This is a genomic window from Rhodococcus wratislaviensis, from assembly GCF_041228765.1.
Lineage (GTDB): Bacteria > Actinomycetota > Actinomycetes > Mycobacteriales > Mycobacteriaceae > Rhodococcus_F > Rhodococcus_F wratislaviensis.
Map to the genome: position 1 here is coordinate 104216 of NZ_CP150488.1, position 13404 is coordinate 117619.

At 66.3% G+C, this 13404-nt stretch carries 8 protein-coding genes and 2 pseudogenes; 7 read left to right on the forward strand and 3 right to left on the reverse strand.

Annotated elements, in window-relative coordinates:
• Positions 1 to 69: 69 nt before the first annotated feature.
• Entirely contained in the window at positions 70 to 1218 is a 1149-nt protein-coding gene (locus WKC72_RS00485) for a TetR/AcrR family transcriptional regulator (protein ID WP_268791882.1), read from the reverse strand.
• 191 nt (positions 1219 to 1409) lie between these two features.
• On the opposite strand from WKC72_RS00485, the gene WKC72_RS00490 reads away from it, so the two are divergent.
• The gene (locus WKC72_RS00490; protein ID WP_370181451.1) at positions 1410 to 2567 is read left to right on the forward strand and encodes an acyl-CoA dehydrogenase family protein; all 1158 of its coding nucleotides are present in this window, start codon (positions 1410 to 1412) and stop codon (positions 2565 to 2567) included.
• 51 nt (positions 2568 to 2618) lie between these two features.
• Here the strand turns inward: WKC72_RS00490 and WKC72_RS00495 are convergent, their stop codons facing one another.
• Positions 2619 to 3698 carry a zinc-binding dehydrogenase gene (locus WKC72_RS00495; RefSeq protein ID WP_370181452.1) on the reverse strand — a complete coding sequence of 360 codons (1080 nt, stop codon included), beginning with the start codon at positions 3696 to 3698 and terminating at the stop codon, positions 2619 to 2621.
• A gap of 16 nt (positions 3699 to 3714) precedes the next feature.
• Entirely contained in the window at positions 3715 to 5163 is a 1449-nt protein-coding gene (locus WKC72_RS00500; protein ID WP_370181453.1) for an aldehyde dehydrogenase, read from the reverse strand.
• A gap of 182 nt (positions 5164 to 5345) precedes the next feature.
• Here WKC72_RS00500 and WKC72_RS00505 point away from each other — a divergent pair.
• From WKC72_RS00505 to WKC72_RS00530, 6 genes and pseudogenes are all read left to right on the forward strand, one after another.
• Positions 5346 to 5817: pseudogene (locus WKC72_RS00505) on the forward strand (TauD/TfdA dioxygenase family protein); the annotation flags it as partial.
• Positions 5818 to 5828: 11 nt separating this feature from the next.
• A pseudogene (locus tag WKC72_RS00510) lies at positions 5829 to 5915 on the forward strand (YidH family protein); the annotation flags it as partial.
• Positions 5916 to 6033: 118 nt separating this feature from the next.
• On the forward strand, positions 6034 to 8397 hold the full coding sequence (locus tag WKC72_RS00515; RefSeq protein ID WP_370181454.1) for a sulfatase-like hydrolase/transferase: 2364 nt from the start codon (positions 6034 to 6036) through the stop codon (positions 8395 to 8397).
• Between the two features lie 251 nt (positions 8398 to 8648).
• A complete protein-coding gene (locus WKC72_RS00520) occupies positions 8649 to 11201 on the forward strand; it encodes a LuxR C-terminal-related transcriptional regulator (protein WP_370181455.1) in 2553 nt (850 codons plus the stop codon).
• A gap of 90 nt (positions 11202 to 11291) precedes the next feature.
• On the forward strand, positions 11292 to 11540 hold the full coding sequence (locus tag WKC72_RS00525; RefSeq protein WP_081792274.1) for a hypothetical protein: 249 nt from the start codon (positions 11292 to 11294) through the stop codon (positions 11538 to 11540).
• Between the two features lie 52 nt (positions 11541 to 11592).
• A complete protein-coding gene (locus WKC72_RS00530; RefSeq protein WP_370181456.1) occupies positions 11593 to 13395 on the forward strand; it encodes a protein kinase in 1803 nt (600 codons plus the stop codon).
• Positions 13396 to 13404: the final 9 nt, after the last annotated feature.

Consider the following 13404-nt stretch of genomic DNA (forward strand, 5'->3'; position numbering starts at 1 on the left):
GTTTCCACACGACGGGCGAAGGGCGGCGGTTCCTCGGAACCGCCGCCCTTCCTCGTTCGCGGGCTGCCGTCAGTTGCCCAGAAGGACCGCGGTACCGATCTCGGCCAGCCGTTCCGCAAGATCCGGACGACGCCGAAGCCTGCCGGTTCGAACCGCGTTCTCCACCACGGTCAGTGCGGCACTGACTGTAATCCTCGCCTCGGCCGGTGTGAGGCCGGGTTTCACCTCGTCCAGCACCTGCACCCACAGGCCGAGATATTCGCGCTGACTCTGCTCGCACGTCTTGCGGAACTTGTCGGGGAGCTGGTCGAGTTCGCTGATCAACACCCCGAGGAGGTGGCGTTCGGTGATCGCGAAGTCGATGTGCGCCTTCAAGAGCCCGATCAGGGCCTCGTCCGGACTACCGGCCTCCGTCATCGCCTGCGCCGCCCCGAGCCGCCGTCGCTCCCCACCCCGGGACACGGCGGCGACGAGGAGGTCGACCTTGGCATCGAAGTGGTTGTAGACGTTCGGACCTGTCGTTCCGGCGGCCTCACCGATCTCCTCGGTGTTCACGGACTGGTATCCGCGCTCGTCGAAGAGCCGGATCGCCTCGATCAGGAGCAGTTCACGACGCGGAAGAGTCACCGAGACAGGCCTGCCCTGCGGCTGGTCCCGCGACTCCGAGACGCCCACACGGGCCAGTACGACCCTCTCGGCGAGGGCGTACAGCAGCGCCTCCATCTGTCGTCTCCCGAGGGCAACGCGGTGCCCCGAGATACTGCCGAAGACCGCGATCACGCTCCACCCGAGGAGGTACTCGTCGCCGTCGTGCAGTTCGGGACGCTCGGCGCGAATCAGCGCGGCCACCCGGGCTGCGACGTCTTTGACCTGCGCCCGCATGAGCTCGCGCTGCTGCGCCGGAAGGTGCCTGGCCTCGCGCTGCCACAGCAGGAACAGTCCGCGTCGCCGCGACACCGACGAGGACAGATTGGTCAGCAGCGCCTTCACGTCTTCGGATTCCGACACCGTGGCGAACAGTGAGTCGAGGCCGGCCTGGACCGCGCTGTGAAGCAGATCCGGCTTGTTGCGGAAGTGCCGGTAGAGAGCGGGAGCGGTGATCCCGACCTCGGCGGCGACGTCGGCGACGGACACGTTGTGATAGCCGCGTTCCCGGAACAGGTCGCCGGCCGCGGCGAGAATCTGCTGCTTGCGGTCGTGGGGTCTGCGTACGACCATGCTGGCATCCTCCGTGTCCCTGCGGAATCCCCTCGCCCGGTGCCGATTTGCAACGATATGAGGTAAGATTCACTTATTCGCGAAAAGAGCGTGCTCTATCGCAATTCTTCCCGATCATCTGGTTAGGGAATCTTACCCCACGTACTGTCCGACCCTCTCTCGCCGGAGTACTGACCGAAGGGACACCGACCGTGAAGCGAACCGTGTTCGACGAAGATCACGAAACCTTCCGCAAGACTATCCGCGAGTTCATCGCCAAGGAGGTCGCGCCGTCGTATGCCGGATGGGAAAGCGAGGGCCAGGTGCCTCGTGCGCTCTACCGGCGGCTCGGTGAACTCGGAGTGTTCGGTATCGAGATCCCCGAGCAGTACGGCGGGGCCGGGGAGACCAGCTTCAAATACCAGGCAGTGATCCGCGAGGAAGCGGCACGCGCAGGCGTCAGCTTCGGCGCCGACGTGGTGCACACCTGTCTCGTGCAGCCCTACCTGCTGGAATACGGCACCGAGGAGCAGAAGCAGCGATGGCTGCCCCGGTTCGTCTCCGGCGAGATGATGACGGCCATCGCGATGACCGAGCCCGGCGCCGGTTCCGATCTGGCAGGAATCAAGACGACCGCCGCACTGTCCGAAGACGGCACGCACTACGTGCTGAACGGCGCGAAAACCTTCATCACCGGTGGCGCACAGGCGGATCTGATCCTGGTGGTGTGCCGCACCTCCCCGCCCGACCCCGGCAACCGCAGAGGTGGTCTGTCGATCCTGTGCGTCGACACCGCATCGGAGGGCTTCGGTGTCGGACGCAAGCTGGAAAAGATCGGCCTGCGCGCTCAGGACACCGCCGAGCTGTCGTTCACCGACGTGGTAGTCCCCGTCGAGAATCTCCTCGGTGAGGAAGGCGCCGGATTCTCCTATCTGACTCGCAACCTGGTGCGGGAGCGCCTCGGAGCAGCGGTGGGTGCATACGCAAACGCGAGCGCCGCGATCGAGTTCGCCAAGGCCTACGTGCTCGAACGCCAGGTCTTCGGCACGCCGGTGTCGGCGTTCCAGAACACGAAGTTCGTTCTCGCCGAATGTGCGACGGAGGTGCAAGCCGCTCAGAGCATGGTCGACCGCGCACTGGACCTCGACGAGATCGGCGAGTTGACCGTCGCCGACGCAGCGAAGATCAAGCTGTTCTGCACCGAGGTCGCCGGGCGCGTCATCGACAAGTGCCTGCAACTGCACGGCGGTTATGGCTACATGCGTGAGTACCCGATCGCCCGGCTGTACGCCGATACCCGCGTCAACCGGATCTACGCCGGTTCCAGCGAGGTCATGAAGACCATCATCGCGAAGGACCTCGGCGTGTAGCGAGACGACAGCAGGCCCCGCACCTCCGGGTGCGGGGCCTGCCGCCGCGTCCTAGACGATGTCGATCACGGTGCGCAACGCTTCACCGGTCTTCATCTGGCGGATGGCCTCGTTGATCCCGGACAGCGGAACGTGGTGAGTAATCATGGACTGCAGATCGATTCGGCCCGCCCGCCACAGTTCGACGACCTTGGCGTAGGTGCGCCGGACGTCGTCACCGCCGAAGAACGACGGCAGCAACTTCTTCTCGTCCAGTACGAGTTCACCCATGGTGAGGCCGAGAGGCTCGGTCCGGGAGCCGGCGCCGACGAGGCAGACCGTTCCACCCCGGCGCGTGCAATCGTAGGCCGCGCGCAGCGTGCCCGGCGTACCCACCGCCTCGAAGGCGTAGTCGACGCCTGCACCACCACTGATCCGTTTCACGGTGTCCTGCAGTTCTTCCGGGGAAACCGCAGTCGTCGCGCCGAACTTCAGGGCCCAATCGCGCCGGTTGGAGGTGGGGTCGACCGCGACGATCTGAGCGGCACCGGCGACGCGGGCGCCCTGCAGAATACTGATCCCGACACCACCGAGACCGATCACGACCACCGACGAACCCGGCTCCACGCGGGCAGTGTTGAGCGCGGCACCGATCCCCGTGGTGACGCCGCACCCGATGAGCGCAGCGATCTCGTAGGGGACGTCGTCCGGGATCGTGATCGCGGCCGCGGCGGAGACGACGACCTCTTCGGCGAACGTCCCCTCGCCCATCATCCCCGGCAGCGCGATCCCGTCCATCTCGAAATTGGGTGTCGCGAGATTCTTGTATCCACTGAGGCACAAATGTGCCGCGCCCGACGTACAGGACGGGCAGCGGTCGCACGGCGGCATCCAGCAGATGACGACCCGGTCGCCCACCGCCAGGTCGGCGACGCCGTCGCCGACCTCGACAACTTCCCCGGCACCCTCGTGACCGGGGACGAACGGAGCCTTGTGCGGGAGTACACCACTCATGGCGGACAGGTCCGAATGGCACAGACCCGCCTTGTGAAGACGGACGCGGACCCGTCCGGGTCCGAACGACGTCGCGGTGATCGAGCGGGTGACGTCCAACTGCTCGTCCCCCGTCCGGTGCAGAACTGCGGCTTGCACTGATTTTCTCCTTCGACTACTGAGCGGGCAGGAAGATGGACTTGGTCTCCAGGTACGCGGCCAGCCCCTCGGGTCCGAACTCGCGGCCGAGACCGGAATTCTTGTAGCCGCCGAACGGTCCGGCGACGTCGAAGCGCTGGCAGTTCACCGAGAACGTGCCGGTCCGGACGCGGCGGGCGACGTCGAGGCCGTGCTGCACGTCGCCGGCCCACACCGCGCCCGAGAGCCCGAGGTCGGAGTCGTTGGCGATGCGGACGGCGTCGTCCTCGTCGTCGAACGGGATCAGGCAGACGACCGGCCCGAAGATCTCCTCCCGCGCGACGCGCATGGAGTTGTCGACGTTGCCGAGCAGAGTGGGCTCGACGTACCAGCCCGAGGACAGGCCGGCGGGCACACCTCCGCCGGTGAGGATTTTCGCGCCCTCCTCCTGGCCGAGACGGATGTAGTCGAGGTTCCGCTGCCGCTGTCGTGCGCTCACCATCGGCCCGATGACGGTGGCGGGATCGGACGGGTCACCGACTCTCAGCGCCGCGATCGCGGCGGCCAGTGTGTCGGCAACCTCGTCGTATCGCGCTGCGGGAACCAGGATGCGGGTGAGGGCGACGCACGCCTGGCCGCTGTTGACGAAGGCGCCGGCGACCACGTGCGGGATCGCCGTGTCGAGGTCGGCGTCCTCGAGGAGAATTGCGGCGGATTTGCCTCCGAGTTCGAGCGTCACCCGGGTGAGGTTCTCGGCAGCGGCAGCCATGATCTGCTTTCCCGCCAGGACCGATCCCGTGAAGGCCACCTTGTCGACCTCGGGATGCGCGACGAGATGACCGCTCACGTCTCGATCGGCGGGCAGCACACTCAGCACCCCTCGGGGAAGGCCTGCCTCCGTGCAGACCTCGGCGAGAAGGTTCGCGTCCAGTGGCGTCTCGGGTGCGGGCTTGAGGACGACCGTGCACCCCGCGAGGAGCGCGGGGGCCAGCTTGGCGGCGATCACGAGTTGAGGGACATTCCACGGAACGACCGCGGCGACCACCCCCACCGGTTCGTGACGCACCACCATCGGGCCCGTGACGCCCGGTCGCTCCTGTTCCCACCCGAATTCCGCGGCAGTAGTGCAGGCCGAACCGTACGCGGCGACGGCGCCGAGCACCTGGGTCCGCACGGCGGAGCTCATCGGGGCTCCGTTCTGGCGGGAGATCAGTTCGGCGAAGTCGCCGGCCCGGGCGGCGATCCCCTCCTTGATCCGGGTCACGACCCCGATCCGCTCGGCCAGCGGCATCAGCGGCCAGGGCCCGGTGTCGAAAGCAGCACGAGCAGCGGCGACCGCGCGGTCGACATCCTCGACCGTGGCGGCGGGCACCCGCCCGACGCGTTCCTCGCTGTGGGGCGAGATCACGTCGAGAGTTCCTGTCCCGGTCGGCGTCACCCAGTCACCACCGATGAAGAGCTTTCGGTACTCGACGACATCGTTCATGAGCGTGCATTCCTCCAGGGTGACGGTCGGAGACCGGTCGGCACGGGCCACGCGCCGGTGCGGTCCGGTGAATTCATAGATCTACATCGTTTTCCACTAGATACCCTAATACTAGGCGATTTGATGGACTAAGTGAATAGACAATAATGCTTGACCGGTTTTGTTGACCGAGCCTGGTCTGCAGTCCGGTGACCCCGACGATCGGCGCCGAGGTGTCCGGGATCCGGCTGACCGGTGGCCTGCCCGACGAGACGATGTCGGAACTGCGTCGCGCACTCCTCGAATGGAAGGTCCTGTTCTTCCGGACATGCCGCCGGAGACCGTGGAGATGCTGCGCCCCCAGTTCCCCGCCGTCCAGCATCCGGTGGTCCGCGTGATACCCGAGACGGGCGCCACGTCCTCTTCGTGAACCTGAGCTTCACGCAACGCATCGTCGGGATGTCCCCGACCGAATCCGACGAATTGCTGCGCATGCTCTACCGGCACGTCCACCGTCCCGAATTCCAGGTGCGCCTGCGATGGCAGCCGAACACGGTGGCGTTCTGGGACAACCGCGCCTGCCAGCACTACGCGGCGAGTGACCACTTTCCGGCGCGGCGGGTGATGGAGCGGATCTCGATCGTCGGCGACCGTCCGGTCGGAGTGTCCTCCTGACACCGGAAGTCGACACGGAACCGGACTACCGGTTCACTCTCGCGAACGAACGGACCTTCTCCGCCTGGGTCCGCACTGCACTCGGCCTGCTGGCTGGGATCACCCTCCGTGGGTGATCCCGCCGACAGCAGCGCGCGGTTAGCGTCGCCGAGAGCCGCATCCGAATTTCGGGGGCGGGCACCGACCACCGCCCTCAGCAGTCGCAGAGTGGTAGCCATGGCAGCCGATTCGACGGACATCCAACGCGGAACCCTTCCGATTCCCGACCTCGAGTACACGGGAACCGTCACCTACGACGCGTCGGATCCGGACACGAGCTATCCACCGATCCGCCGCCTGCTCCCACCCGACGGCTCCCCGAACGTGCTGGTCATCCTCGTCGACGACACCGGCTTCGGCGCGTCCAGCTCGTTCGGCGGTCCGGTGGAGACACCGAACTTCGAACGCGTCGCCGCCCAGGGGCTCAAATACACCCGTTTCCACACGACGGCACTGTGCTCACCGACGCGTGCCGCTCTGCTGTCCGGCCGCAACCACCACACGGTCGGGATGGGTGGCATCACCGAGATTGCCACGAGCGCACCCGGTTACAGCTCGCTGAGGCCCAACAACTGCGCCCCGCTCGCCGAGATACTCAAGCTCAATGGTTACAGCACGGCGCAGTTCGGGAAGTGCCACGAGGTCCCCGTCTGGGAGTCCTCACCGGTCGGTCCGTTCGACCACTGGCCACACCCGGGCGGGGGCTTCGAGTACTTCTACGGGTTCATCGGCGGGGAGACCAACCAGTGGTACCCGGCAATCTACGAGAACACCTCCCCGCTCGAGCCCTGGGGCACTCCCGACGAGGGGTACCACTTCATGGCGGACATGGCGGACAAGGCGATCGCCTGGACCAAACAGCAGAAGGCACTCGCGCCCGACAAGCCGTTCTTCACCTATTTCGCGCCCGGCGCCACCCACGCCCCACACCACGTGCCGAAGGAATGGGCGGACAAGTACCGGGGCAAGTTCGATCAGGGCTGGGACAAGCTCCGCGAAGAGACGTTCGCCCGGCAGAAGGAACTCGGGGTGGTCCCTCGCGAGGCCACCCTCACCGCTCGAAGCCCGGGCATCCCCGCGTGGGAGGAGATGAGCGAGAAACTCCGTCCGGCACTCGCCCGCCAGATGGAGGTCTATGCCGGATTCCTCGCCTACACCGACCACCACGTCGGACGGGTGCTGGATTCTCTCGACGATCTCGGCGTCCTCGACGACACCCTCGTGTACATCATCATCGGCGACAACGGGGCGTCCGCCGAAGGAACGATGAAGGGAACCACCAACGAGAGTTTCATCATCAACCACATGGATCACCTCGAAACCGAGGACTACATGATCGAGCACATCGACGACCTCGGCACTCCCGACTCCTACAACCACTACGCCATCGGCTGGGCACACGCGATGGACACCCCGTACCAGTGGACCAAGCAGGTGGCCTCGCATTGGGGCGGCACCCGCAACGGGACGATCGTGAGCTGGCCGAACGGCATCGCGGCACGCGGCGAGATTCGCGACCAATTCGCGCACGTCATCGATGTCGCACCCACGGTGCTCGCGGCCGCGGGCATTCCCGAACCGAGCACGGTGCACGGTGTCACGCAGCGCCCGTTCGAGGGCACGGCGATGAACTACTCCTTCGACGACGGTGACGCACCGGAACAGCACGAAACGCAGTACTTCGAGATGCTCGGCAACCGCGCGATCTTCCACAAGGGCTGGACCGCCGTCGCCAAACACAAGGACCCGTGGCTCTCCTCGTCGCACGGCCTCGACGCCGACGTATGGGAGCTCTACAACGTGGAAGAGGACTGGACGCAGTCGCACGACCTCGCGGGCGAGCACCCGGACAAGCTGGCCGAGCTGCAGCGGCTGTTCCTCATCCAGGCGGCGCGATTCAAGGTGCTGCCCATGGATACGCGGTCGGCCGAGCGGTTCAACAACGAACTGGTCGGCAGACCCACATTGATCCAGGGGACCTCGCAGGTGTTCTACCCGGGGATGAAGCGGCTCAGTGAGAACTCGGTCATCAACGTCAAGAACAAGTCGCACTCGGTCACCGCGAAAGTGACCATCCCGGAATCGGGCGCGAACGGGGTCATTCTCGTCCAGGGCGGGGCGTTCGGCGGCTGGAGTGTGTATACGAGGGACGGATACCTGAAATACACCTACAACGTCCTCGGGATGAACGAGTACACCACCACCTCCGACCAGCCGTTATCCCCCGGAGAGCACGAAGTGCGCATGGAGTTCGAGTACGAAGGCGGCGGCCTCGGTAAAGGCGGCACCGTCACCCTCTCCGCGGACGGACACCCCATCGGCACGGGGAAGGTGGAACGGACACTTCCCTTCATGTTCTCGATGGACGAAACGGTGGACGTCGGAATCGATGTCGCCTCCCCCGTCTCCAGCGAGTACGGGCCGACCGGAAATGGTTTCACCGGAGACATTGCGTGGGCGCGTATCGATATCGGGGAGGACGACCACAGTCACCTGGCCGATCCCGAGCACAGGATGACGATCGCGATGACGAAGCAGTAGTCCGAACGACATCACGAAAGCGTGGCATTCCCTGCGGTAAACACGTTCACCCACACAAGACAACGCATTCTCGCTAAAATCGTCGCACCGGCCCACCGCGTCGGAGATTGGCGTTTGTCGAAGATCGTTTCTCGGTGCAGCGAGAATTGGGGGTCGGCGTGACGGCAGTACCTCTCGGGGAATTTCATCTGAGCACTCGAATACCGACGAGTGCAGGGGGTCGGACGGTTACCCGGACCCGCCTGCACGCCATGCTCACCGAGGCGCTCACCGACGACGCCCACCCCTTCCCGGTGGCGCTCGTCTGCGCACCGGCCGGCTCGGGTAAGACGCGGGCCGTGGCCGACTGGGCACGGGAGACACTCGCCGCCGGCGACGCTCCGACCATTGCCTGGCTCACCATCGAGGAGCGGCACAACGACCTCGACGTCGTCCATCGGGCGATCCTCCGCTCACTCACCGACACCGGAAACCCTCGCCTGCAGAAGGCATGCGCCGGGCTCGATTCCGAGTCACCGGATCTCGGCGCGCAATTGTCGGCCGCGTTGCACGAACTCGGCGAGAACATCTGGATGATCATCGACGACGGCCACCTCCTCCGCGACACCGACGTACTCACCGACCTCGAGTCGTTCATGCGCTGGCAACCTCCGATGCTGCGAACGGTCATCGTCGGGCGTTTCGAGCCGCCTCTCGCTTTGCAGCGACTTCGCCTGGACGGCAAGCTGTTCACCCTTACGGCAAAGAATCTCGCCTTCACCTCCGACGAGGCCGCCGAGATGCTCGACGAGCACGACGTCGCGCTGAGTCCGGCCGATCTCGACGCCCTGATGGATCGGACGGAGGGCTGGGCGGCCGGAATTCGCTTGGCAGGAATGTCTTTGGAAGGACACCCGGATCCGAGCCGATTGATCGCGGAGTTCACGGGCGACCGCCGGGCCGTCGCCGACTATCTCATCGAGGAGGTCCTCGCAGGCCAGACCGACGAGATGCGCGAGTTCCTCCTGCGCACGTCCGTACCTGTCTCGTTCACGGTCGAACTCGCGGAGAAGCTCACGGGCTGCGCGGATGCGCACGGCAACATCGACTGGCTCGAGCACCACAATTTCCTGATCAGCCGAATCGCCGACAGCCCCACGCACTATCGCTACCATCCGCTGCTGCGGAGTTATCTGCGGGCGGAGATCAGCCGGATCGGCCACGTCGAAGTCGAGAATCTCGAATTGACGGCCGCCCACTGGCACGACGAATTCGGCGACGCATTGCTCGCACTCGAACACGCGGTGAACTCCGGTGATCACGACGAGATCGTGGCGCTGCTCGCCCGGACGTCGCTGGCCCTGATCGTCGGAGGTCATGGGGAGGCCGTCGACCGGCTCCTCACGCGGGCACCCCGATCTTCGCAGGACCACCCGTCGGCGCGGCTCATCCGCGCCGCCGCGGCACTCGCTTCGGGCAACATCCCGGTGGCCACGTCCACCCTCGAGCTTCTCGACCGCAGGCGGTCGGGGTTGCTGGTGGACGGCGCCGCCGAGTCCCGATTACATCTGCTGCTCCGCGAATCGCTCCGCGTGCAGACCGCGATCGGCACCGGCGACATCGAGACCGCCCTGAACAGGTTGCGCGGCGTGGGTGTCGGGACGAGCGGCGATCCCGACGTCGATGCATTCGTCCTGCTGCAGGAAGGGCGCGCGTTGCTGTTCCTCGGGCGGACCGACGAGTCGGAGGTCGTGCTCGGGAAGTCGCTGGCCCACGCGCGACTCGGCGATGCGCCGCTGGGCGTCATGTACTGCCTGGGAACTCTCGGCACCGTCGCGATGTCGCGGGGCGACGTGGTGCGGGCGTCCGCGCTGGCCGACGAGGCACTCACGATCGGCCGGACGCATTCGGCAACGAGCGATCCCGCATTCCAGTCGACGAAGCTCATCGACTCCTGGTGCCGCTATGTCCGGATGGACCCCGATGCCGCCCGCGCCGCCGCCGAATCCGCGGAGGCGCTGCGTCGCGCGAACACCGGGACCGCGGGGTTCGCCGAGGGCGCCGCCACCCTGTTCGGTCTCGACGAGTCCGGACACCGGCACAGTTCGGTGACGACGCTGCACGCGGAGAGCCCTGTGTCGTCTTCGTTGCCGGTACCGCCCGGGGTCCGGGCGGTGTTGCTGCCTGCCATCCAGTACGCGTATCTCGCTGCCGGCGAGATCGGGTGGGCGCACGAATTGGCGACCGAAACGCATGCCCTCCTCGGTCCCACCGGCGACACAGCCGTCGTCGAGGCGATCGTCCATCTGCATCTCCACCGCCTCGACTTGGCCCGTAAGACACTCCAACCCGTCCTGGACGGTGAACTGGACTGTGCGGCGGGAACCAACCTGATCGCGGCGTGGCTCGTCGACGCATCGATCGCGCTTGCCCGCAAACATGATTCACGTGCCCACAGCGCTCTCACCGAAGCCTTGCGTCTCGCGGAGCCGCAGTCGGTGGTGCGCCCGTTCCACGACTGCGGACCCCAGATCCGAGAACTCCTCGTGCGGAGCACCGGCCGGTTCGGTGTCCTCGAAGCGTTCGCAGAGCGGCTCCGGGCGTCGTTCCCGCGGTCGGAGAGCGCTGCGTCCGACATGTTGACTCCCCGCGAACTGGAACTACTCGTGGAGCTTCCGTCGTGGCGCACCGCCGAGCAGATCGCGGCAGATCTGTGCGTGTCGGTGAACACCGTGAAGACCCATCTGCGCGGGATCTACCGCAAACTCGGCGTCACCTCCCGCCGCGACGCCATCGCCGCCGCACAACACAACGGCTTGCTCTGAGCCGGTTCACCACTTGCGGGTGAGGCGCGTCGCCGTTCCGTCGGTCACCCTGAAATCTACGGCTGACCGAGTTCTGGAACGACGATGCGAATGAAGGAGCCCGCCGTGGTGCGTCCTGAATCGAACTGGCCCGGCAAGGTCAGGTACGCGTTCCTGATCAGCGGCGCCCTGTCCGATCGGGTGCTGGCCGCGTTCCCCGAGTTGGACGTCTCGGACGTCACTACCGGTGACACCACGCTCTACGGCCCGGTCGACAGCCCGACGGAACTCCGGGGCATGCTGGCGCGCTTCGACGCGCTGGGACTGACCGTCATCGAGATGCGGCGGCTACCGGACTGACCCGGCGTCGGGGTTCAATGGTTGGAGGGTCCCGGGAGGCGGTGAAGCCGATGTGAGCGGCGAGTTCGAACCGGGCACGGTGTTTGCCGGCTACGTGATCGAGCGGGTTCTGGGACGAGGCGGCATGGGCACCGTCTACCTCGCCCAGCATCCCAACCTGCCGCGCAAGATCGCCCTCAAACTGCTCGACACGTCATGGACGAACGACGACTACGTCCGGTCACGTTTCGAGTCGGAGGCAGACCACGCCGCACATCTCGACCATCCCAACATCGTCACCGTCCACGACCGCGGCCGCGAAGGCGGCAGGTTGTGGATCGCGATGCAGTACGTTCCCGGCACCGACGCCAGGAAAGCACTCGGCTCCGGTGCCCTCGATGTCGAGCGCGCCGTGCACATCGTCAGCGAGACGGGGAAGGCGCTCGACCACGCCCACCAGGCCGGGATCTTGCACCGTGACGTGAAGCCGGCGAATATACTGCTCGCGCCGGGCGACCCCGAACGGGTGCTGCTCACCGATTTCGGCACCGCCAAGGCCCTGGACGAAACGCATCAGCTGACCCGCACCGGGATGTTGGTGGCGACCCTGCACTACGCCGCGCCCGAGCAGATCGAGGGCGAGAAACTCGACCACCGCGTCGACATCTACGCGTTGGGCTGCACCTTCTTCCACCTGCTCACCAACGAACCGCCGTATCCCGGTAACACCGCCTCCTCGGTGATGCACGGACATCTGAACGGGCCGATTCCCCGACCGAGCGTGGTGCGCCCCGGGCTGCCCGCCGGTGTCGATGCGGTCGTCGCGCGCGCCATGGCCAAGGACCGCGACGAGCGCTACTCGACGTGTCGTGAGTTCAGCGAAGCCGTCCGCGCGATCGGGTGGACCGATCCCGGACCGGTCACCCGGCCTGCTGACCTGGTCGATCCCGCCGCAACCACCCGGACGAGCAGTCCGGCCGTGACCCGCCCCGACACCGATCAGGGTGCCGAGCCGACGAAACCGACAACGGTCGCGGGGCGGCGGAAGCGCTGGCTGCTCGCCGCGCTGCTGGCGGGCGTCCTCGTGGTCGCCGGTGTCGCTTATATCGCCTGGCCGGGTGCGGAGTCGGCGAGCGCGCAGGTCGTGCTCCCGCTGACCGGTCTCCAGGGTCCGGCCGGGCTCGCGGTCTCGGGGACCGGGGACCTGTACATCGCGGACAGCGCGGCCAAACAGGTTCTGAGAGTGAGCGCCGGGACGTACGAGCAGACCGTCCTTCCCTTCACCGGCCTCGAGGTTCCCCAGGGAGTCGCGGTCAGTGCGTCCGGCGACGTGTACGTCTCCGATCTCGTGACCAACACCGTGACAATGCTGCACGGCGGCACCCAGGTGCCGATGCCGTTCGACGGTCTCGACCAGCCGTTCGGAATCGCGCTCGGACCGGACGCCACGCTGTATGTCGCCGATACGCTGAACAACCGGGTGATGGCCCTGCACGACGTCACCGCGGCTCCCGTCGCGGTGCCGCTCACGGTGATCGGCCCGTTCGCCGTCGCCGTCAGTGAACACGGGGATCTCTACGTCGGCACGCCCAACAAGGTGCTCGCGTGGAACGCCGCCACCCATGCCCAGAGCTTCCTGCCCTTCACCGACGTCCAGAGCGTCGGTGGAGTCGCGGTCGACGACGAGGGAACCGTGTACGCCATCGATCAGAACCACAATCGCATTCTGCGGCTGGCCGCCGGTTCGGACGAGCAGGAGGTTCTCCCGTTCTCCGGGCTGGACCAGCCGGAGGGTATCGCCGTGTCCAGCAGAGGCGACGTCTACGTCGCGGACACCGACAACAGCAGAGTGATCATGCTCCCGGCGGGAAGCTGACCGCTCGCG

What these genes read in the sequence shown, in the direction of transcription:
- WKC72_RS00520 (WP_370181455.1), top strand. Translation starts at nt 8,649, where the DNA reads ATGCTCACCGAGGCGCTCACCGACGACGCCCACCCCTTCCCGGTGGCG.
- WKC72_RS00515 (WP_370181454.1), top strand. Translation starts at nt 6,034, where the DNA reads ATGGCAGCCGATTCGACGGACATCCAACGCGGAACCCTTCCGATTCCC.
- WKC72_RS00525 (WP_081792274.1), top strand. Translation starts at nt 11,292, where the DNA reads ATGAAGGAGCCCGCCGTGGTGCGTCCTGAATCGAACTGGCCCGGCAAG.
- WKC72_RS00485 (WP_268791882.1), bottom strand. Translation starts at nt 1,218, where the DNA reads ATGGTCGTACGCAGACCCCACGACCGCAAGCAGCAGATTCTCGCCGCG.
- WKC72_RS00500 (WP_370181453.1), bottom strand. Translation starts at nt 5,163, where the DNA reads ATGAACGATGTCGTCGAGTACCGAAAGCTCTTCATCGGTGGTGACTGG.